The sequence below is a fragment of the Spiroplasma endosymbiont of Apeira syringaria genome, assembly GCF_964020205.1.
GTDB classification, from domain to species: domain Bacteria; phylum Bacillota_I; class Bacilli_A; order Mycoplasmatales; family VBWQ01; genus Spiroplasma_E; species Spiroplasma_E ixodetis_A.
On the sequence record NZ_OZ026543.1, the window covers coordinates 902849 to 922602 of the forward strand.

Below are 19754 nucleotides of genomic sequence, written 5' to 3' on the forward strand. Positions count from 1 at the left end.
AATAATTATAACATTGAAATAAATAAGTACATAATGTTACTTATTTATTATATTTAATTGCCAATAATATCATTGATAATTAATTATATTTAATATATAAATTTAAAAAGTTATTTTAAATAATAACTTTTTAAATCCATTCTTAACTAAAATCTTTTTTTCTTATAAAGAATTTATTAATCTCAAAGAAGAACTTAATTTTTCTTCTGCTTTATCTTCATTTGGCAAACTAAAACAAGATTGATTTTTTTCAATATCTGTTTCAAAACCAAGATCACTATATTGACTATTAACTCTTGAAATTAATTCTTTTTTACTAGAAAAAGGATTCTTTTCATCAAATTGCTTTGATATTTCATTTTCTGAAATTAAATTTAATTTATCAAAAATTTCTTCATTTTTTTCATTTGTAATTTTATTAATCAAACTGACTTGTAAATTAATAATATTTTCAAAAATATTTAATTTTAAAACTTTAAGTGGTTTAATATTTTTTTCATTTTCATTTATTTCTTCTCTTAAATTTCTTGTTTTCAATTTTATTTCTTTAATTTCTTTATTAACTTTTTTGTTTCTAACATATTTAAAAATACCAAAACTAATAGTATTTACAAAAGTTATTTGTCAATTTTTTTCTGCTTTTTTTATCTTAAATCTTGAATATCACGTTCAAGTAAATCAATTTTATCTAATATTTATTTATTTTTTTCTTCAAAATCAAATATTTTTTGTTCTAAATCCTTAATTTGAATTGCTGAGAAACTAATACTATCAAATAATTCTGTATCACCATCTTCTTCAAAAGGATTTTTCTTAGATGGATATATAGAATTTTCTAATTCTTCAAAGTTTTTATTTTTTAAAATAAAATCTAATTGTTCAAATATTTCTTTATATCTATTAACTTTATTTTCATATAACTGACCTTGTAAATCAATAATTTCTTTTAAAATATTTAACGGACTTCTCCCCACATGTACTTGTGGAGGGAATAATGAAACTGAATGAATTCAAAAATGCTTTTCAAACTGAACAGCAATGTCTTGCATATATAGCAAATTTGAAAGAAAACAAATGTATTAGGTGTTTTAATTTTAATTTGAATACTTCTGATTTAAAAAGAATGAGATGTTTAAAATGTAATCAAACATTTAGCATTCTCACAGGCACCATATTTTCAAGGTCACAAACATCTTTAACATCTTGGTTTTATCTTATCTTTAGATGAATAAACACCAAACATGGAATTCCATCAACAGATATTGCAAAAGAATTGGGAGTGACTTTGAAAACTGCTTGAAGAATGACTCATAAAATCAGAACACGTATTGCAAAACAAAAACCTCAATTTATTGTTGAAGGTACAGTGCAAATTGATGAAATGTATCTTTCACATATGGGTTTTAAAAAACAAGGAAGATCCTTGGTGAATAAAACCTTGATTGTTGGCATTTATCAAAAAACAACCAATAATTTAATTGTGAAAGTATTGAAAAACGCAAAGAGTAAAAATTTTTTGCAGTTTGCAAAAAACCACATTTCTTCAAAATGTCTTGTATATACTGATTCTTGAAAAGGATATTGCGATTTTAAATCAGTTTTCACTAAGCATGAAACAGTTAACCATCAAGATGGCTATGTTTCAAAAATTGGTGTAAATACCAACCAAATTGAATCAGTTTGAAAACATATAAGAAGAACATTTAAAACACATATCAAAGTTGCAAAACATCATGTTCATTTATATGCTAAAGAGAGGCTTTTTAATAATCTGTGTATCTTTGTTTTACAAAGTTACTAATTTAGATTAATTCTATCTTCAAATTTTATCATAAAATGAGCAATTGCTGTATTTCAATTTTGAATAGGCAATGTTCATTTTTTTGTTATATTTTCAATTGCCAAGTAAAATATTTTGAAAACTGCCATATCATTAGGAAAAACTTTTTTATTTCTGATGATTTTTCGTAATTGACTATTAACAGATTCAATAGCATTTGTAGTATAAATCACTCTTTTGATTTCTACTGGATAACTAATAAAAACCATTAAATTATCTCAATTTTTATATCAATATTTAGTAATTTGAGGATATTGTTTATTTCATTTACTTTCAAACGATTCTAAAGCTTGCATTGCTTGTTCTTCACTACATGCACTATAAATTGGTTTTAAATCTGCAACTAGACCTTTTCGATGTTTGTATGAAACATATTTTAAACTATTTCTAATTTGATGAACAATGCATAATTGATGTTCTGTTTTAGGATAAACTGATTGTATTGCTTCTGACATGCCTGTTAAATTATCACTACAAGCAATAAGAATATCATTTAAGCCACTATTTTTCATTTCTGTGAAATTAGATAATCAAAACTTAGAACCTTCATTTTCACTAATTCATAATCCTAAAACATCTTTTTTGCCTTCTAAATCAACTCCTAATGCTATATAAACTGATTTGTTAATAATCCGTTTATCTTGTCGTACTTTAACTACTATACAATCAAAATAAACAATAGGATAAATACTTTCTAATGGTCGATTTTGTCATGCTTTAACATCATCAATAACATCATCAGTAATTTGACTAATAACACTTTCACTAATATCAGCACCATGATATAACTCTTGCAACTGCATTCTAATGTCAGATAATGTCATTCCTTTTGCATACAAGGAAAGAACTTGTTGATCAAAACCATCAAATCTTCTTTGCCTTTTAGGAACTATTACAGGAGTAAAATTACTATTGCGATCTCTTGGTACATCAATTTCAATTTTACCTTGTTGAGTTATTAATTTTTTTGAACTTGTACCATTACGAGCATTTTCAGTAGTACTATGTTGATTTTTTTCATATCCTAAATAATTTTGCATTTCAGAATTCAACATTTTTTCAACTAATCTTTTTGTTAATTCTTTATATAAACCGCCAGGTTTAAAAACTGTTGTTAAATCTTCAGTATTTTCTAGTAATAAATATACTGCTTTTGATATTGGATCATTATTATTAAAGTTATCTTTTTTAGCCATCTGTAACTCACTCTTTCTAGTCATTTAATTATATTTACTAGAATTAATTAAACATAGTTATTTTTGTAAGTTACACAGATTACTAAACATTTCCGCTAAAGAAGCTGCATATAAATTCAACAAGATACCTAGTTTTGAAACTGTAATTCTATGTTTGATTTAAAAATGTGGGGAGAAGTCCGTAGATAGGATTTTCTCAGCATTTATGTGATAAAATTAAAATAGTACATAAAGGGAGAAAAGCCATATTTAATTTTGAATTTTTAAATGGTTGTGCATTTTTTTCATTTTCATCAATTTCTTCTATTAAAGTTTTTATATTTAATTCTGTTTTTTTAATTTGTGGAATGGCAACCCTTTTTAGGACTATTTTTTGGTAGACATTTGTTTTTGATAATTAACTGGAGTTAAGTAGTTTAAAGTGCCGTGAATTCTTATGTTGTTATATCAATTGATGTAATCAAATAATTCGAATTTTAATTGGATTAATGATGTAAAATTTTTATCATTAATAAATTCGGTTTTGAAAGTTTTAAAGGTTGCTTCAGCAACAGCGTTATCATAAGGACAACCTTTTTTGCTTAAAGAGCGATTAATATTGAATGCTAGTAAAAGTTTATCAATAATTTTATTATTAAATTCATTACCGCGATCACTATGAAATATTTGAATATCTTTTAAACAGCGATTTGAGTGCATAAATGCTTGATATACTAATGATGCATCTTTTTTAGTACCTACACTATGTCCAATTATTTCGCGGTTAAATAGGTCAATTAATAAACAAATATAGTTTCACTTACCATTTACTTGAACATAAGTTAAATCACTAACAATAACTTCATTTTTAACTCTATTATTAAAGTTTCTATTAACAAGATTGGTTATTTGACTATCATTGACTTTATTATGATAATTTTTGAATGATAATTTAGTGTATTTTGATATTAAATTATGTTTATTCATAATTTCTTTAATTTTTCGTCTTGATAAATAAATTTCTTGGTTTTCTAGAATGACTTTTAATCTTCTAGTACCATAAACTTCTTTATTTTTTTTAAAAGCACTAATAACAGCTTGTTCATAAATATTATTTTGAATTTTATTTTTTTTCTTTAAATTAAAATAATATGTTGATTTAGAGAGTTTTAAAAAATGACACATTGTGCGAATTTTATATTTAGATTTATTATTTGCAATAATCTCTACTTTCTGCCTATTATTAGTGCTGCTTGCTTTAAAATATCATTTTCCATTCTTAATTGTTTTAATTCTTTTCTTAATTTAATTAATTCATTTTCTTCAACAGAACGATTATCTTTAGTTTTAAAACTACCTGAATTAGTAAATTGCTTAATTCAATTGTAAGTAGCTGCTCTTGTAACATTATATTCTTTAACAAGGCAAGATACTGATTTGCCACTTTGATATAAAGCTACTATTTGTTTTTTAAATTCATCGGTATATGAGTTAATATTGGCCATAATTATAGTTCCTTTCTTTGTTCACTTGTCTATGTAATTAGTGTCCAATAAAGTGTAACCCATCCATTTTTTTAATTTTTTTAATTTTTTTAAACGTTTAATTTTATTTTCTAAAGATTCAATTTGCTCAACTATTTCTTCACTTTTTTTCTCAATAAAAAATATTTCTTTATCCAATTCTTCTTTTGCTTTTTTTAATATATTAATTTTTTCGATTAACATTTTTTTCTCCTTTAAAAATTAAAAAAACCCATTTACTTATAAATAAAGCAATAGGTTAAAAACTATATTTAGTTTATATATTTAGTTTATAAATTAAATTATACTTACTTTTTTATTTTTAATTATTATTTTTATTTTTTTCACTAATATGTTTTAAAAAAAGTATTTTAACTAGTTAAAATACTTTTTTGTAAAATAGGAGGTACTGTAGAAAAACTTTTCGCGAAATTGTTTATTAAATTTTGACTAAAACAACAATTTCCAAATATTTTAGCATCTTCTTCTTCCACTGATTTAGAAAGTACTTCAATATCACTGCCGTCATCATCTTCATTAAAACTACTATCCTTACTTGAAGATGTTATTGTAATTTCTTCTTCTGGTATATCTGATAATTGTCTTTCAAAATTGATAGTGCTTGACTTTGAATATATTTTTACATTATCATTTTCTTGTTCTAACTCAGAAAGTACTTCAATATCACTATCATCATCTTCATTAAAACCACTATCTTTACTTAAAAATATATCATCTTCTTGCTCGGATTCAGAAAGTACTTCAATATCACTATCATCATCATTAAAATTTAATTTATTAACAGTAACATCTACTTCTATTTCTTCACTAAAGATACTTTTTTTATTTAAAGATATTTTTAAAATATCATCTTTTTTCTCAGATTCAGAAAGTACTTCAATATGACTATCATCATCACTATTATATCCAGAAGAATTTTGTTCTAATGAAGAATCATTATTAATAGGATCTACTATTTTTGCTATTTGATTTTTTAAATTATCTAACTGTTGAAAAAATTCTTTATTAATTTTAATTAATCGATTGTTAACAAAAAATAAGTTTTTTAAAAAAATATTAGTTTTTTTAATAATTTTTAATTTTTGAATTTTTAACAATTTAATAATATTTTTATTATTATTTATCGTTTGTTTCAAACATTCTCTCTTAATTTTTATTTCTTTAATTTGCTTATCAATATTTTTGTTTTTATAATATTTAAAAATACCAAAAGTAAATACATTTAAAAAAGTTAGTTTTCAATTTTTTTGGTTTTTTTGTTTTTCTAGAACTTTAATATTTTTTTCTAATACTTTAATTTCTCCTATTAATTTTATATTTTTATCTTCTTCATCAAATATTTGTCCAGTTAATTCATTGATTTCTTCATCTAATGTAAAAAATTCCTCCTCTTCGATTAATGAAATATTTAATTTTAATTCTGTATTTTTTTTATCAATATAAGATATTTTTTCATATAATTTATTAATTTCTTTATCTAATAGTAAAAAAGATTCTTCTTTAGTTAATGGCATATATACTTCTCCTTTTTAAAAACAAAAGAACCCATTTGCTTTAAAAAAACAATGGGTAAAAACTTATATTAAGTTTATTAAAATATATTATACTTTATTTTTTTATTTTTTAACTATTAATTTTTAAAAAATAGTTACATTGAACAAAAATATTACATTATAACATAAAAAATATCTTTAAAATAAGATAATATATTTATATTAGAAATATAGTTATTAACTAAATTCAATCATATACTAGTTATAATTACTTATTTATTTTATCTAAAACACCATTAATGTATTTATAAGCATCATTTGGACAATAAGCTTTAGTTATAATAATAGCTTCATTAATAATAATTTTTTTATCTGTTTTAGTATGGACAATTTCATACACTGCTAAAATTAAAATTGCTTGTTCAATTGGTTTTAAATTTTCAAAATCTCATCCTTGTTTTAAATTTTTATTAATTAAATCTATTAAATCATATTCATAATCAATTATTTTATTTAATATCTCACATTGTTCAGTAATTAAACTCTTACCTTCTTTTTCAAAAAGAAATTGTTTAAATGCTTGTTGTGATTGGCCTTCAAGGAAATATTGATATAATACTTCCATCATGCCAATTCTTTTATGATGCTGGGTTATCTTCTTTTGTTCTTGCATTGTTGATTTCTACTTCCTTAGTTTTAGCAATAAATATTATATGAATATTTAATAAAAATAAATTTAAAGCTGATTCAGTACGTCTTAAAATTAAATTATTAATTTTATTTTTTAAATTTACTAAATCTTCATTTGGATTAACAATTAATTTTATTCGCACAACAATATTATTATTAATAGCAGTAATATCATTTGTTTCTAACATTAGAACTTCAACATCTTCTAATATTAATTGATAGTTATCATTAATTAATAACATATAAATAAATTTTTTAATAACTAACGAAGATAATTTTAATGTTCCAACTTTACTTTCTTCAATAAGTATTTCCATAATATTCACCTTTCTTAAGCGCGAGTTTTGTATTTCCCTTCATCTGTACTTACTACAATTTTATCACCATTATTAATAAACATTGGTACTTGTAATTGTAAACCATTTTCTAAAATAGCTGTTTTTGTCGTATTAGAAACACTATTTCCCTTGACTCCTGGTGGAGCATCAACAACCGCTAATACTACCGAAGGAGGTAAATCAATACCTAATATTTCTAAATTTTTATAAACCCTTAATGATACTTCATTACCAGGAACTAAAAATTTTTTTTCTCATGATAAGCGTGATTGATCAATCCTAATTTCATTATAATCTTCATTATCCATAAAAACTGAATACATACCATCATCATAACTATAAATTGCTGGTCGTTTATCAATAATAGCTGGATAAACTGTATCACCACCGGTAAAAGTAATACTAATAATAGCTTGTGTCCTTAAATTTTTTGCTTTTACCTTCACATGCGCTTGTCCACGTCCACTTTTAGAATGTGCTGATTCAATAACTATTAAAATATCAGTTTTATTATGTAAAAAAGTAATTCCTGGTTTAAAATCATTAACGTTAATCATTTTTATTTTTTCTCCTTTCAAATGTCAATTTCACGAGATGATTTTGTTAAAATTTGATAACCATCTTTGGTAACTAAAATATCATCTTCAATTCTAACAACACCTAAATTAGGAATATAAATACCTGGTTCAACAGTAATAACCATTCCCGGAACTAAAATAGTAGATTCATTTTTAATAACTCAAGGCGATTCATGAATTTCAATACCAAGTCCATGACCAGTACCATGAGTAAAATATTGTTCATAACCCTTTTCTTTAATATATTCTCTACAAATCTTATCAATTTCACCAATATCTATACCTGGTTTTACAGCCTTAATTCCTGCCATTTGTGCTGATTTAACTATTTCATGAATTTCAATTAATTTTGGATTAACTTTACCAATCGCAAAAGTTCTAGTCATATCTGAACAAAAACCTTCATATACACAACCAAAGTCACAAGTAATTAACTCATTATTGCCAATTTTTTTATTACTAGCTTTACCATGAGGCATTGCTCCTCTTTCTCCAGAAGCAACAATAGTATCAAATGATGCTTTTGTTGCACCATTTTTAACAAATGAACGTAATATTATATCTTCAACATCTTTTTCACTAACACCAGGTCGGATAAAGCTTAAAACTTCATTAAAAGCCAAATCACAAATAGCACAAGCTTTTGCAATTCGTGCAATTTCGATTTCATCTTTAATCATTCTTAATGAACTAACATAAATTGGAACAAATTCAATATCTTTAATTTCTTGCTTTCAACTTTCTAATTGAGCAATAGTAATATATTCTGCTTCAAAACCAATTTTTTTAATTTTTTGTGATTTTAATAAATCTTTCAACGAAGAAAAAATATTACTAAATTGAATGCATTTAACATTTTTGGCATTTTCTTTTCCCTCAGTAATATATCTTCCATCTAATAATAAATTTGCATCATTTTTGCTAATCAATAAATAACCTAACGTTGAAATAAAATCACTATATCAAAAGCGATTTTCGGGAGAGTAAAATAACATAGCATCTATTTTATTTTTGGTTAATATTGTTTCAATAATTTCTTTTTTATTTAAATTTTTCATTTTAAATTCAATCCTTTTAATAAATCATTAATTAATAACTAAGTATATTGTACTGCAAATTAAAGAAAAGAAATAAGTAAAACTTATTTCTTTTCTTTATGTAGTGTATGTTGATTACAACGAGAACAATGTTTTTTTGTTTCTAATTTTTCAGGGTTAGTTTTTTTATTACGATCAGCAATATAATTTTCTTCTTTGCAAACTTCACATCTTAAAGTTAATCCATCACGCATTGTGCGCCTCCTTAATAATAATTGAGTTATATACAATACAATATTATTGCATAATTAAATAGTTAGTTCAATTAAATAAAGGAATTATTTTTAAACTTCCTTATATGAAAAAATGTTACTAATATTAAAAATACAAAATATCAGTAACTAGGTAATTATTTAAATAATATTATTTAAAATACTTGATATCAATATAAGTCATCAGTTTTATACTGTGTAAAAATACTAACTGTTTTATTATATCTATTAATTTCGCCATTCATTCCATCAGGAATACTTTTAGTATTAACTTCTAAATTCTCAATTTTGTTTATATTTGCATCAATATTAAGAACATAATTTGGATTATTTAATTTTTTAACGAAAAAATTAGTTGAAGATTTACCCTTATTTTCTTGATTATTTAATAATTTTATTTCACTTATTTCATTAGTTAAATTTATTGTTTTTAATACAACTAATTCATTTTCAGAATTAAGATTTCTCTCAATTATTCTAACTGTCATTTTTTGTTGTCGATCAAATAAAAGTAATAATTGACTATTAATATTCAATAAATCATAATCATCAGAAATTTCAAAATTATATTTTCCTTTAATAACTTGACCTGATGAATCAATAATTTGAATATTTTTACTATCTTCTTTTAAAATATATGTTTTACTATTTAATCTAATAATATCAATTCCATAAAGATCTAATTCAGAATATGTATTACTTACATAATCATAAATTAATACTTGATTATTATCATCTTTAATTACTCAAACTTCTCTATTAGTTTTAAAAAAATATTTTGCTGTTCACGATAATTTATTAATAGTAAAATCGGAATTACTTACTAAAAGACTATAGTCTCCATTATCTGACTTAATAATAACTTCATCATCACGAATATAGTTAATTTCTTTTATTGTATGAAATAAAGAAACAAATTTTAATGGCATTAATTTTTGATCTTTTATTTCTCCAAGAGTAAGTATAGTGTGATTTAAAATTTTTGTTTCAATTAAAAATTTTGTATTACTTGGAATGGCAACCCTTTTTAGGACTATTTTTTGGTAGACATTTGTGGATGGGTTACACTTTATTGGACACTAATTACGTAGACAAGTGAACAAAGAAAGGAACTATAATTATGGCCAATATTAACTCATATACCGATGAATTTAAAAAACAAATAGTAGCTTTATATCAAAGTGGCAAATCAGTATCTTGCCTTGCTAAAGAATATAATGTTACAAGAGCAGCTACTTACAATTGAATTAAGCAATTTACTAATTCAGGTAGTTTTAAAACTAAAGATAATCGTTCTGTTGAAGAAAATGAATTAATTAAATTAAGAAAAGAATTAAAACAATTAAGAATGGAAAATGATATTTTAAAGCAAGCAGCACTAATAATAGGCAGAAAATAGAAATTATTGTCAAAAATAAAGTTAAATATAAAATTCGCACAATGTGTCATTTTTTAAAAATCTCTAAATCAACATATTATTTTAATTTAAAGAAAAAAGAAAATAAAATCAAAAATAATATTTATGATGAAGCTGTTATTAGTGCTTTTAAAGAAAATAAAGAAGTTTATGGTACTAGAAGATTAAAAGTCATTCTAGAAAACCAAGAAATTTATTTATCAAGACGAAAAATTAAAGAAATTATGAATAAACATAATTTAATATCAAAATACACTAAATTATCATACAAAAATCATAATAACAAAGTTAACGATAGTCCAATAAACAATCTTGTTGATAGAAACTTTAATAATAGAGTTAAAAATGAAGTTATTGTTAGTGATTTAACTTATGTTCAAGTAAATGGTAAGTGAAACTATATTTGTTTATTAATTGACCTATTTAACCGCGAAATAATTGGACATAGTGTAGGTACTAAAAAAGATGCATCATTAGTATATCAAGCATTTATGCACTCAAATCGCTGTTTAAAAGATATTCAAATATTTCATAGTGATCGCGGTAATGAATTTAATAATAAAATTATTGATAAACTTTTACTAGCATTCAATATTAATCGCTCTTTAAGCAAAAAAGGTTGTCCTTATGATAACGCTGTTGCTGAAGCAACCTTTAAAACTTTCAAAACCGAATTTATTAATGATAAAAATTTTACATCATTAATCCAATTAAAATTAGAATTATTTGATTACATCAATTGATATAACAACATAAGAATTCACAGCACTTTAAACTACTTAACTCCAGTTAATTATCAAAAACAAATGTCTACCAAAAAATAGTCCTAAAAAAGGTTGCCATTCCATATTAAACAAAAACGATGAAATTATAGTAACTGGTCAAATCTTTAATACTTTAAATATTCCTAAAAATCGTGCATTTTGTTCAATAAATGTTAAATGATTTAAAAAATGAAAAGAGTAAAAAATGATATTATGAAAAATTTTATTAATAGTACCAATATTAATAACAAGCATAACACTAATAATATTTTTAATATTTATTAGTAAAGAATTAAAAAATGAATATAAAGTATTAAAAATATTAAGTGAAATTGCTAATCAAATTGAAAATAAGGAGAAATAATATGAAATATGAAGATAAATGTTCTATGTGCAATAAAGTAAAAGAAAACTTTTTATCCAATAACTGTAATAGTTGTTGATTAGAATCAGTTAATAAATGAAATAGAAGAAGTTGAAGAAATTTAGGAGACATTGATAATGAATAAAGAAAATATACCATGTTGTTTTAGTGAAGTTAATGAACTTGGTAAACATATAACAAATTGTAATAATTTACCAACAAAATTAGATAAAGATAATGTTCAAGTAAGATATTTTTGTGATAAACATATGATAAAAGTTGAAAATATAAGAAGAAAAATTGCCCAAAAATATATTAATGAATATAAAGAAAAATTAATTTTAGATATCGATGAAATTATAAATGATAAAAATCCACATAGAACTTATACAGAGTATGTCTTTTCTTTAAAAGAAAGAATTGAAAATGGAGAATTTGACTAATGATAATATTACCTACTTTGTTTGAAAATAAAGATGAAATTGAAATATTATCACCATTTCCAAAGCAATTCATACAAGTAATGATATTAGAGCAATTATTTTAAGACAATATCCAAATGTTAAATCCAAACACATAATTGTTTCGGACCCAGAAAGTAATGTTGCATTAATAGTTGGTGATAATGATGTTTATCAAGGTTGAATTAAAGTAACAATTAAAAAATTAGAAAATTAAAGGAGAATAAAATGCCAAATATAGAAAATCAATCAAATTATACTTTAATTAAATTAACGGACTTCTCCCCACATGTACTTGTGGAGGGAATAATGAAACTGAATGAATTCAACAATGCTTTTCAAACTGAACAGCAATGTCTTGCATATATAGCAAATTTGAAAGAAAACAAATGTATTAGGTGTTTTAATTTTAATTTGAATACTTCTGATTTAAAAAGAATGAGATGTTTAAAATGTAATCAAACATTTAGCATTCTCACAGGCACCATATTTTCAAGGTCACAAACATCTTTAACATCTTGGTTTTATCTTATCTTTAGATGAATAAACACCAAACATGGAATTCCATCAACAGATATTGCAAAAGAATTGGGAGTGACTTTGAAAACTGCTTGAAGAATGACTCATAAAATCAGAACACGTATTGCAAAACAAAAACCTCAATTTATTGTTGAAGGTACAGTGCAAATTGATGAAATGTATCTTTCACATATGGGTTTTAAAAAACAAGGAAGATCCTTGGTGAATAAAACCTTGATTGTTGGCATTTATCAAAAAACAACCAATAATTTAATTGTGAAAGTATTGAAAAACGCAAAGAGTAAAAATCTTTTGCAGTTTGCAAAAAACCACATTTCTTCAAAATGTCTTGTATATACTTATTCTTGAAAAGGATATTGCGATTTTAAATCAGTTTTCACTAAGCATGAAACAGTTAACCATCAAGATGGCTATGTTTCAAAAATTGGTGTAAATACCAACCAAATTGAATCAGTTTGAAAACATATAAGAATAACATTTAAAACACATATCAAAGTTGCAAAACATCATGTTCATTTATATGCTAAAGAAGCTGCATATAAATTCAACAAGATACCTAGTTTTGAAACTGTAATTCTATGTTTGATTTAAAAATGTGGGGAGAAGTCCGTAGATAGGCTTTTCTCAGCATTTATGTGATAAAATTAAAATAGTACATAAAGGGAGAAAAGCCTTAATAATTATTGGAACAAGTGTTGGAACATTAATTTGCAGAGAAATTATTGTTTTATTAAAAAAATTTATTACAACTCCAAAACATGTTAGAGCAAATAACAAAATTATAAAACATCAAAAAAAATTAGCAAAATTAAATGAAAAGATTAATAAAGGAGAAAAATAATATGACAAAAATTGAATTTAATGAAAAATATAGAAAACAAGATATTAGTATTGATAGATATTTTGATTTACATATTGATAATTGTTTTAAATTTTCTGATATTGATACATTAGAAAATGCAGTTAATGATTATAAAAAATTAATAAGTGAAATGCCACAATTAGTTAAAGATTGATTATTGGGATAAGATTAGGAGAATATTAAATGTTAGAAAATGAAAATAATGTTCAACAAACAACTGAACTTTTAACTGAAAATAATGCTTCTTCACAATAAATAGAAAATAAAGTTAATGAAGCAGAAAATAAGTTAAATAAACTTAATCAAGAAATTAAAGAAAAAGAAATGATTAATATATTTAAAAAATATCAAGTTAAAACTGAATTTTATGATTATTTAAAATTTAAAACTAATAATTTAGAAAATTCAAAAATTGAAGAAACTATTAAAAAAATGATTAAAGAACAACCAGTATTTAAAGAAACAATTAATACAGGTGGCAAACCACAAACAATAATAACAAATCAACCAAATTCAATAAAAAATGCTTTATTGGATTATAAAAATAAAAATAAATTATAAGGAAGGAAAATAAAAAATGGCAGTACCATTCAAACAAAATTTAGATAATACCGAAAAATTAGTAGAAGCACCAGAATTTATAGAATTTTTTAAACAATCAAATAGTCCATGGGCAAGTTTTTTTCCTATCGAAATGGTTAATTCAACAAGAATTGAATTTATAGTTAAAAAACCAAAAGACCCAAAAGTTAAAGTTCTTCAATGAAATGATAAGAGTAAAAGAATAGATTTCGGATATGCTGATACAGATAAAATTATTAAAGAAATTACAGAAGAAGCTGTTGCTGGCGAAACAATTGCAGCAAAAGATTTATTAGCAGAAAATGGACAAAATTTATTACAAAGTATGCAATATGAAGTTGCTAATGATTTAGCAGATTATTTAGCTAATAACAATACTAATGTAATTGCAAAATATGCAATTAAATTTATGATTGAAAAATCAACAGAACCAAAATCACAAGCAATTAAATATGTAGAAGCAATGTTGGGGGCATGAAATACATTATTTCAATATAGAAATATTGCAAATTGTAGATTCTTTATTACTAATGCTCTTTATGATAGTATAGTTTACTTGGCAGATAATAAAGGTTTAATTACTGATAATGAAATTGCACAACAATTAAGATTAAATGGTAATGATTTATATATTAAAGGTGTATTATGTCAAATTGTAATGGATGACTATATGACTTTTAAAAATGATAAAAATGATGATGAAATTATGTCATTTGTTTTAGCAACGCCAAGAGCAATGAAAAGATATATGTTGCAAGATACAATTATTTATGTTCAAGAAGTGGCAGATGGTAAAGTTGGAAGAATGTATTTAGTTTGTGGAGAAGTTACAGGTCAAGCAATACCTTATATTTCTAATAATGAAACAACATCACGTTGAATGGCATGTGGAATTATTAATACTGATAAAACTGATTTAAAAACTAAAATTACAAGTTTAACAACTGATATTACTGCAAATGTTAATAACAATAATAGTGAATTAAATACACAAATAAAAAGTACTAATGAACTTAAATCATTAAATCCTAATTTAACAAATCCAAATATTAAATATTTTAGTGATGCACAAGGAAAAACTAATGTAAGTAATCAAAAACAAAAAGCAGGTGACTTATACATAACTATTACTGCTAATGTTAATGACTTAAATTATAAAGGAACAACAAATCTGATTAAAATAACTCTTAAATAAAGAAAATTAATATCATGCCAATCGGTACAACTAGTACAGCAATACTTTTAAACATAAATAAACCAAAACATACTATAATAATTAACCAACAAGAAAATAAAAGTTTTTGATGAGAAATTTTAGAAATGATTGGTGGAGAAGTTATAGCAGTAGCACTTGCTCCTTTTACTGGTGGATTAAGTGAAAGTGTAGCCCTTGGATTAGGTGCAAGTGATTTAGTTGCTAGTATTAGTGCTGTTCGTATAGAGTTTTTAACTGATTTTACTATTAATCAAGTTTATGATTATTTAAAAGGAAATGTAACACCATTAAATACTTTTTTTAATATATTACCAGCATTTGCTGGACTTAATAAAATTAGTCGTGGTTATCGTACAACTAAATTTATTAAGTTAGCACAAAAAACTAAAACATTAGAACAAGTTGGTATTAAAGAAGCAAAAAAATTACAAGAAATTATTAGTCAAGTAAGTGGAAAAGAAATTTTAACAGATAAAATTATTGGTAATAAACGTTATTTAATGAATTATAGTTTTGCTCCCAATCGTGAAACAATAATACAAAATTTAGGATATGTTGCTGAAAGAGAATATAAGAACAATTTTCAAAAATTAGAAGCACAAGAGTTAAAAGATTATTTATTATGGCTTTTCTCCCTTTATGTACTATTTTAATTTTATCACATAAATGCTGAGAAAAGCCTATCTACGGACTTCTCCCCACATTTTTAAATCAAACATAGAATTACAGTTTCAAAACTAGGTATCTTGTTGAATTTATATGCAGCTTCTTTAGCATATAAATGAACATGATGTTTTGCAACTTTGATATGTGTTTTAAAGAGGCTTTTTAATAATCTGTGTATCTTTGTTTTACAAAGTTACTAATTTAGATTAATTCTGTCTTCAAATTTTATCATAAAATGAGCAATTGCTGTATTTCAATTTTGAATAGGCAGAGGCTTTTTAATAATCTGTGTATCTTTGTTTTATAAAGTACTAGTTTAGATTAATTCTATCTTCAAATTTTATCATAAAATGAGCAATTGCTGTATTTCAATTTTGAATAGGCAATGTTCATTTTTTTGTTATATTTTCAATTGCCAAGTAAAATATTTTGAAAACTGCCATATCATTAGGAAAAACTTTTTTATTTCTGATGATTTTTCGTAATTGACTATTAACAGATTCAATAGCATTTGCAGTATAAATCACTCTTTTGATTTCTACTGGATAACTAATAAAAACCATTAAATTATCTCAATTTTTATATAAAGATTTAGTAATTTGAGGATATTGTTTATTTCATTTACTTTCAAACGATTCTAAAGCTTGCATTGCTTGTTCTTCACTACATGCACTATAAATTGGTTTTAAATCTGCAACTAGACCTTTTCGATGTTTGTATGAAACATATTTTAAACTATTTCTAATTTGATGAACAATGCATAATTGATGTTCTGTTTTAGGATAAACTGATTGTATTGCTTCTGACATGCCTGTTAAATTATCACTACAAGCAATAAGAATATCATTTAAGCCACGATTTTTCATTTCTGTGAAATTAGATAATCAAAACTTAGAACCTTCATTTTCACTAATTCATAATCCTAAAACATCTTTTTTGCCTTCTAAATCAACTCCTAATGCTATATAAACTGATTTGTTAATAATCCGTTTATCTTGTCGTACTTTAACTACTATACAATCAAAATAAACAATAGGATAAATACTTTCTAATGGTCGATTTTGTCATGCTTTAACATCATCAATAACATCATCAGTAATTTGACTAATAACACTTTCACTAATATCAGCACCATGATATAACTCTTGCAACTGCATTCTAATGTCAGATAATGTCATTCCTTTTGCATACAAGGAAAGAACTTGTTGATCAAAACCATCAAATCTTCTTTGCCTTTTAGGAACTATTACAGGAGTAAAATTACTATTGCGATCTCTTGGTACATCAATTTCAATTTTACCTTGTTGAGTTATTAATTTTTTTGAACTTGTACCATTACGAGCATTTTCAGTATTAGTATGTTGATTTTTTTCATATCCTAAATAATTTTGCATTTCAGAATTCAACATTTTTTCAACTAATCTTTTTGTTAATTCTTTATATAAACCGCCAGGTTTAAAAAATGTTGTTAAATCTTCAGTATTTTCTAGTAATAAATCTACTGCTTTTGATATTGGATGATTATTATTAAAGTTATCTTTTTTAGCCATCTGTAACTCACTCTTTCTAGTCATTTAATTATATTTACTAGAATTAATTAAACATAGTTATTTTTGTAAGTTACACAGATTACTAAACATTTCCAAATATATATTTAAATAAATTAAAAAATAAGTTTTAACCCCTTGTTATTTTTTACTTTTATATGCTATTATTGTATAGGTAACGGCTCGGTAGCTCAGTTGGTAGAGCATTCGCCTGAAGAGCGAAGTGTCAGTGGTTCGAATCCGCTTCGAGCCACCATTATTTAAAATATAGGCAATTAAGCCTTTTTTTTAATTATTTTTCTTAGATTTAGGTTTAAGTTAAAATTTTAGGTATAATAGTGTCATTAGCAATTTTAAACAATTAATAATTCTAGAAAGAAGGGTATTAGTGTCTAAAATTTTAGTTTTAAATAATGCGAAAATAATTAGCATTAAGAAAATAATAAATAATGGTTTTTTAGTAATTAAAGATAATTTAATTTTCCAAGTTAATGAAGGAAAGTATAATTATGAATTTCAAGATGCTCAGGTTATTGATTGTCATAATCAAACAATAATACCTGGTTTTATTGATTTACATGTACATGGAGGTTATGGCTATAGTTTAATGGATGGTACCATTGAATCAATTAATAATTTTGCAAAATTAGTTCCAAAAGAGGGAGTAACAAAGTTTTGTTATGCAACAGTTACTGCCAGCAAAAAAGAAATTGATAATGTTCTTTCAGTATTTGCTAAGTATATGAAAACAGAAAATAAAGGTAAAAAGGCACGAATTATTGGTGCATATTTAGAAGGACCTTTTATCTCAGAATTACAAAAAGGAGCACATACTCCGTCATTACTTCATGTTCCTGATCTTAATTTAGTAAAATCTTGAAATATAATTAGTAACAAAAATTTAAAATTTATTGTTTATGCTCCTGAGATAGATCCTAATTTAAATAATAAAAATTCAAATTTTATTTCTTCATTAATTAAAAATAACATTATTCCTAGTGTTGGTCATAGTAATGCTACTTTTAAAGAAATAACTAAAACTGTTGAATATGGTTTAACGCATATTACCCATCTTTATAATGCAATGAGCCCCTATAATCATCGTGATCCTGGTGTTGTTCCGGCATCATTATATTATGATCAATTAGTTACTGAGTTAATTTGTGATGGAATTCATGTTGATATTGATATTTTAGCAATAACATATAAAATTAAAGGTGCCGATGGAATTTGTATGATTACTGATGCCATGAGTGCGAAAGGACAGCCTGATGGTAAGTATTTATTGGGACCATTACCTGTCATTAAAAGTAATAATAAGGTTACTGTTGAAGCAACCGGAAAATTAGCAGGCAGCATTGCAACAATGATTGCTAGTTTTAAAAATTTATTAAAAATTACTAATAATAATTGACAAGATTGCATCAAAATGGCTTCTTATAATAGTGCTAAACAATTAGGAATTGCAAATAAAACGGGTGATATTGTTATTGGTAAATTAGCAGATATTATTGTATTAACTAAGAATAATGATATTTTTTTAACAATATGTGAAGGAAAAATTGCATATCAGCAAGAATAAGTAAGTAATGTAAGGGGTTTTTAAATTATGAAATTAATTATTTTAAAAGATAAAACTGAGGTTGCTCAATTATTAAGTAAAATTATTATTGATATTATTAAAGTTAAACCAAATGCTATTTTAGGATTGGCAACGGGAAGTAGTCCAATTGAAACATATGATTTATTAATAGCAGATGCAAAAAATAACAAAAGAGATTGATCAAAAGTCGTAACATTTAATTTAGATGAATATGTTGGTTTAACTCCAGATCATGTAAAAAGTTATCGTTATTTTATGAATCATCAATTATTTAATCATATTAAAAGTCTTAATTTAAAAAATACGTATGTTCCTAAAGGTATTGGTGATTTAGACCAAAATGTGGAAGAGTATGAAAAATTATTAAAAGAAAAAGGACCAATTGATTTACAAATATTGGGCTTAGGTACTAATGGTCATATTGCTTTTAATGAACCAGGTACTCTTGCAAGTAGTAAAACACATGTTGTTAATTTAACTAAAGAAACAATTGAAGCTAATAAAAGATTTTTTTCTAAAGTTGAAGATGTACCAACCAAAGCTGTTACGATGGGTATTCATACTATTTTACAAGCTAAATTGATTGTTTTAATTGCTACAGGAACTAATAAAGCACAAGCTATTCGAGAGTTAGTTGAAGGTAAAGTTTCTCCAAATTATCCATGTACTTTTTTACAAAATCATGATGATGTTACAATTATTATTGATGAAGAAGCAGCAACATTATTAAAGCCAACTATATCAAAAAAAAAAAAAATAACTTAA

24 protein-coding genes and 1 tRNA gene are annotated in these 19754 nt (G+C 24.2%); 12 read left to right on the top strand and 13 right to left on the bottom strand.

From position 1 onward, the window contains the following. Window positions 1-162: 162 nt before the first annotated feature. Window positions 163-537, bottom strand: a complete 375-nt coding sequence (locus AACL02_RS05555) for a hypothetical protein (protein ID WP_281748264.1) — start codon at window positions 535-537, stop codon at window positions 163-165. Between the two features lie 158 nt (window positions 538-695). Continuing rightward, window positions 696-1049, bottom strand: coding sequence for a hypothetical protein (locus AACL02_RS05560; protein ID WP_339043301.1), 354 nt, complete (start codon window positions 1047-1049; stop codon window positions 696-698). Between AACL02_RS05560 and AACL02_RS05565 the strand changes: the two genes are divergently transcribed. Next, window positions 995-1801 carry an IS1595 family transposase gene (locus AACL02_RS05565; protein WP_339043303.1) on the top strand — a complete coding sequence of 269 codons (807 nt, stop codon included), beginning with the start codon at window positions 995-997 and terminating at the stop codon, window positions 1799-1801. The genes AACL02_RS05560 and AACL02_RS05565 overlap by 55 nt on opposite strands. Here AACL02_RS05565 and AACL02_RS05570 read toward each other — a convergent pair. The 9 genes from AACL02_RS05570 to AACL02_RS05610 form a co-directional block, all read right to left on the bottom strand. Beyond that, window positions 1798-3036 (bottom strand): IS256 family transposase, encoded by a 1239-nt coding sequence (locus AACL02_RS05570; protein ID WP_339043618.1) that lies wholly within the window; start codon window positions 3034-3036, stop codon window positions 1798-1800. The two genes, AACL02_RS05565 and AACL02_RS05570, sit on opposite strands and share 4 nt — an antisense overlap. 366 nt (window positions 3037-3402) lie before the next feature. Continuing rightward, window positions 3403-4520 (bottom strand): IS3 family transposase gene (locus AACL02_RS05575; protein ID WP_422397807.1). Its coding sequence is split into 2 segments (ribosomal slippage): window positions 3403-4250 and window positions 4250-4520, totalling 1119 coding nucleotides; the frame shifts between segments, so codons are not numbered across the junction. Window positions 4521-4909: 389 nt separating this feature from the next. Beyond that, window positions 4910-6073 (bottom strand): hypothetical protein, encoded by a 1164-nt coding sequence (locus AACL02_RS05580; RefSeq protein ID WP_339043305.1) that lies wholly within the window; start codon window positions 6071-6073, stop codon window positions 4910-4912. Between the two features lie 247 nt (window positions 6074-6320). Next, window positions 6321-6725: a transcription antitermination factor NusB gene (nusB, locus tag AACL02_RS05585; RefSeq protein ID WP_339043307.1), complete on the bottom strand. Its 405-nt coding sequence runs from the start codon at window positions 6723-6725 to the stop codon at window positions 6321-6323. After that, window positions 6691-7059 carry a hypothetical protein gene (locus AACL02_RS05590; RefSeq protein WP_339043309.1) on the bottom strand — a complete coding sequence of 123 codons (369 nt, stop codon included), beginning with the start codon at window positions 7057-7059 and terminating at the stop codon, window positions 6691-6693. The genes nusB and AACL02_RS05590 overlap by 35 nt, the downstream gene beginning before the upstream one ends. 14 nt (window positions 7060-7073) lie before the next feature. Continuing rightward, window positions 7074-7637 carry an elongation factor P gene (efp, locus tag AACL02_RS05595; protein WP_338975581.1) on the bottom strand — a complete coding sequence of 188 codons (564 nt, stop codon included), beginning with the start codon at window positions 7635-7637 and terminating at the stop codon, window positions 7074-7076. 2 nt (window positions 7638-7639) lie between these two features. After that, window positions 7640-8716: an aminopeptidase P family protein gene (locus AACL02_RS05600; protein WP_339043313.1), complete on the bottom strand. Its 1077-nt coding sequence runs from the start codon at window positions 8714-8716 to the stop codon at window positions 7640-7642. Between the two features lie 83 nt (window positions 8717-8799). Then, window positions 8800-8949 (bottom strand): 50S ribosomal protein L33, encoded by a 150-nt coding sequence (gene rpmG / locus AACL02_RS05605; protein ID WP_339043315.1) that lies wholly within the window; start codon window positions 8947-8949, stop codon window positions 8800-8802. 173 nt (window positions 8950-9122) lie between these two features. Beyond that, entirely contained in the window at window positions 9123-9896 is a 774-nt protein-coding gene (locus AACL02_RS05610) for a hypothetical protein (RefSeq protein ID WP_339043317.1), read from the bottom strand. Window positions 9897-10087: 191 nt separating this feature from the next. Here AACL02_RS05610 and AACL02_RS05615 point away from each other — a divergent pair. The 4 genes from AACL02_RS05615 (at window position 10088) to AACL02_RS05630 (ending at window position 13104) form a co-directional block, all read left to right on the top strand. Beyond that, a protein-coding gene (locus tag AACL02_RS05615; protein WP_339040217.1) for an IS3 family transposase occupies window positions 10088-11208 on the top strand; the annotation gives its coding sequence in 2 pieces (ribosomal slippage) (window positions 10088-10331 and window positions 10331-11208; 1122 coding nt in all). 305 nt (window positions 11209-11513) lie between these two features. After that, window positions 11514-11657, top strand: coding sequence for a hypothetical protein (locus AACL02_RS05620; RefSeq protein ID WP_339043319.1), 144 nt, complete (start codon window positions 11514-11516; stop codon window positions 11655-11657). Next, entirely contained in the window at window positions 11650-11955 is a 306-nt protein-coding gene (locus AACL02_RS05625; RefSeq protein WP_174480526.1) for a hypothetical protein, read from the top strand. The genes AACL02_RS05620 and AACL02_RS05625 overlap by 8 nt, the downstream gene beginning before the upstream one ends. 333 nt (window positions 11956-12288) lie before the next feature. Further along, on the top strand, window positions 12289-13104 hold the full coding sequence (locus tag AACL02_RS05630) for an IS1595 family transposase (protein WP_339043620.1): 816 nt from the start codon (window positions 12289-12291) through the stop codon (window positions 13102-13104). On the opposite strand, the gene AACL02_RS05635 is transcribed toward AACL02_RS05630, so the two are convergent. After that, a complete protein-coding gene (locus tag AACL02_RS05635; protein ID WP_339043321.1) occupies window positions 13090-13290 on the bottom strand; it encodes a hypothetical protein in 201 nt (66 codons plus the stop codon). The two genes, AACL02_RS05630 and AACL02_RS05635, sit on opposite strands and share 15 nt — an antisense overlap. 65 nt (window positions 13291-13355) lie before the next feature. On the opposite strand from AACL02_RS05635, the gene AACL02_RS05640 reads away from it, so the two are divergent. From AACL02_RS05640 to AACL02_RS05655, 4 genes are all read left to right on the top strand, one after another. Further along, a complete protein-coding gene (locus tag AACL02_RS05640) occupies window positions 13356-13541 on the top strand; it encodes a hypothetical protein (RefSeq protein WP_339042287.1) in 186 nt (61 codons plus the stop codon). Window positions 13542-13699: 158 nt separating this feature from the next. Further along, on the top strand, window positions 13700-13936 hold the full coding sequence (locus tag AACL02_RS05645) for a hypothetical protein (RefSeq protein ID WP_339042285.1): 237 nt from the start codon (window positions 13700-13702) through the stop codon (window positions 13934-13936). Window positions 13937-13952: 16 nt separating this feature from the next. Then, on the top strand, window positions 13953-15152 hold the full coding sequence (locus AACL02_RS05650; RefSeq protein WP_339043324.1) for a hypothetical protein: 1200 nt from the start codon (window positions 13953-13955) through the stop codon (window positions 15150-15152). Window positions 15153-15166: 14 nt separating this feature from the next. Then, window positions 15167-15826, top strand: a complete 660-nt coding sequence (locus tag AACL02_RS05655; protein ID WP_339043326.1) for a hypothetical protein — start codon at window positions 15167-15169, stop codon at window positions 15824-15826. A gap of 324 nt (window positions 15827-16150) precedes the next feature. Here AACL02_RS05655 and AACL02_RS05660 read toward each other — a convergent pair whose 3' ends face one another. Further along, window positions 16151-17389 (bottom strand): IS256 family transposase, encoded by a 1239-nt coding sequence (locus tag AACL02_RS05660; protein WP_339043622.1) that lies wholly within the window; start codon window positions 17387-17389, stop codon window positions 16151-16153. Window positions 17390-17566: 177 nt separating this feature from the next. Here AACL02_RS05660 and AACL02_RS05665 point away from each other — a divergent pair. From AACL02_RS05665 to nagB, 3 genes are all read left to right on the top strand, one after another. Then, window positions 17567-17642, top strand: a tRNA-Phe gene (locus tag AACL02_RS05665). A 132-nt stretch (window positions 17643-17774) separates the two neighbouring features. Continuing rightward, window positions 17775-18968, top strand: coding sequence for an N-acetylglucosamine-6-phosphate deacetylase (gene nagA, locus AACL02_RS05670; RefSeq protein WP_339043328.1), 1194 nt, complete (start codon window positions 17775-17777; stop codon window positions 18966-18968). A gap of 27 nt (window positions 18969-18995) precedes the next feature. Continuing rightward, window positions 18996-19754, top strand: coding sequence for a glucosamine-6-phosphate deaminase (nagB, locus tag AACL02_RS05675; RefSeq protein WP_339043329.1), 759 nt, complete (start codon window positions 18996-18998; stop codon window positions 19752-19754).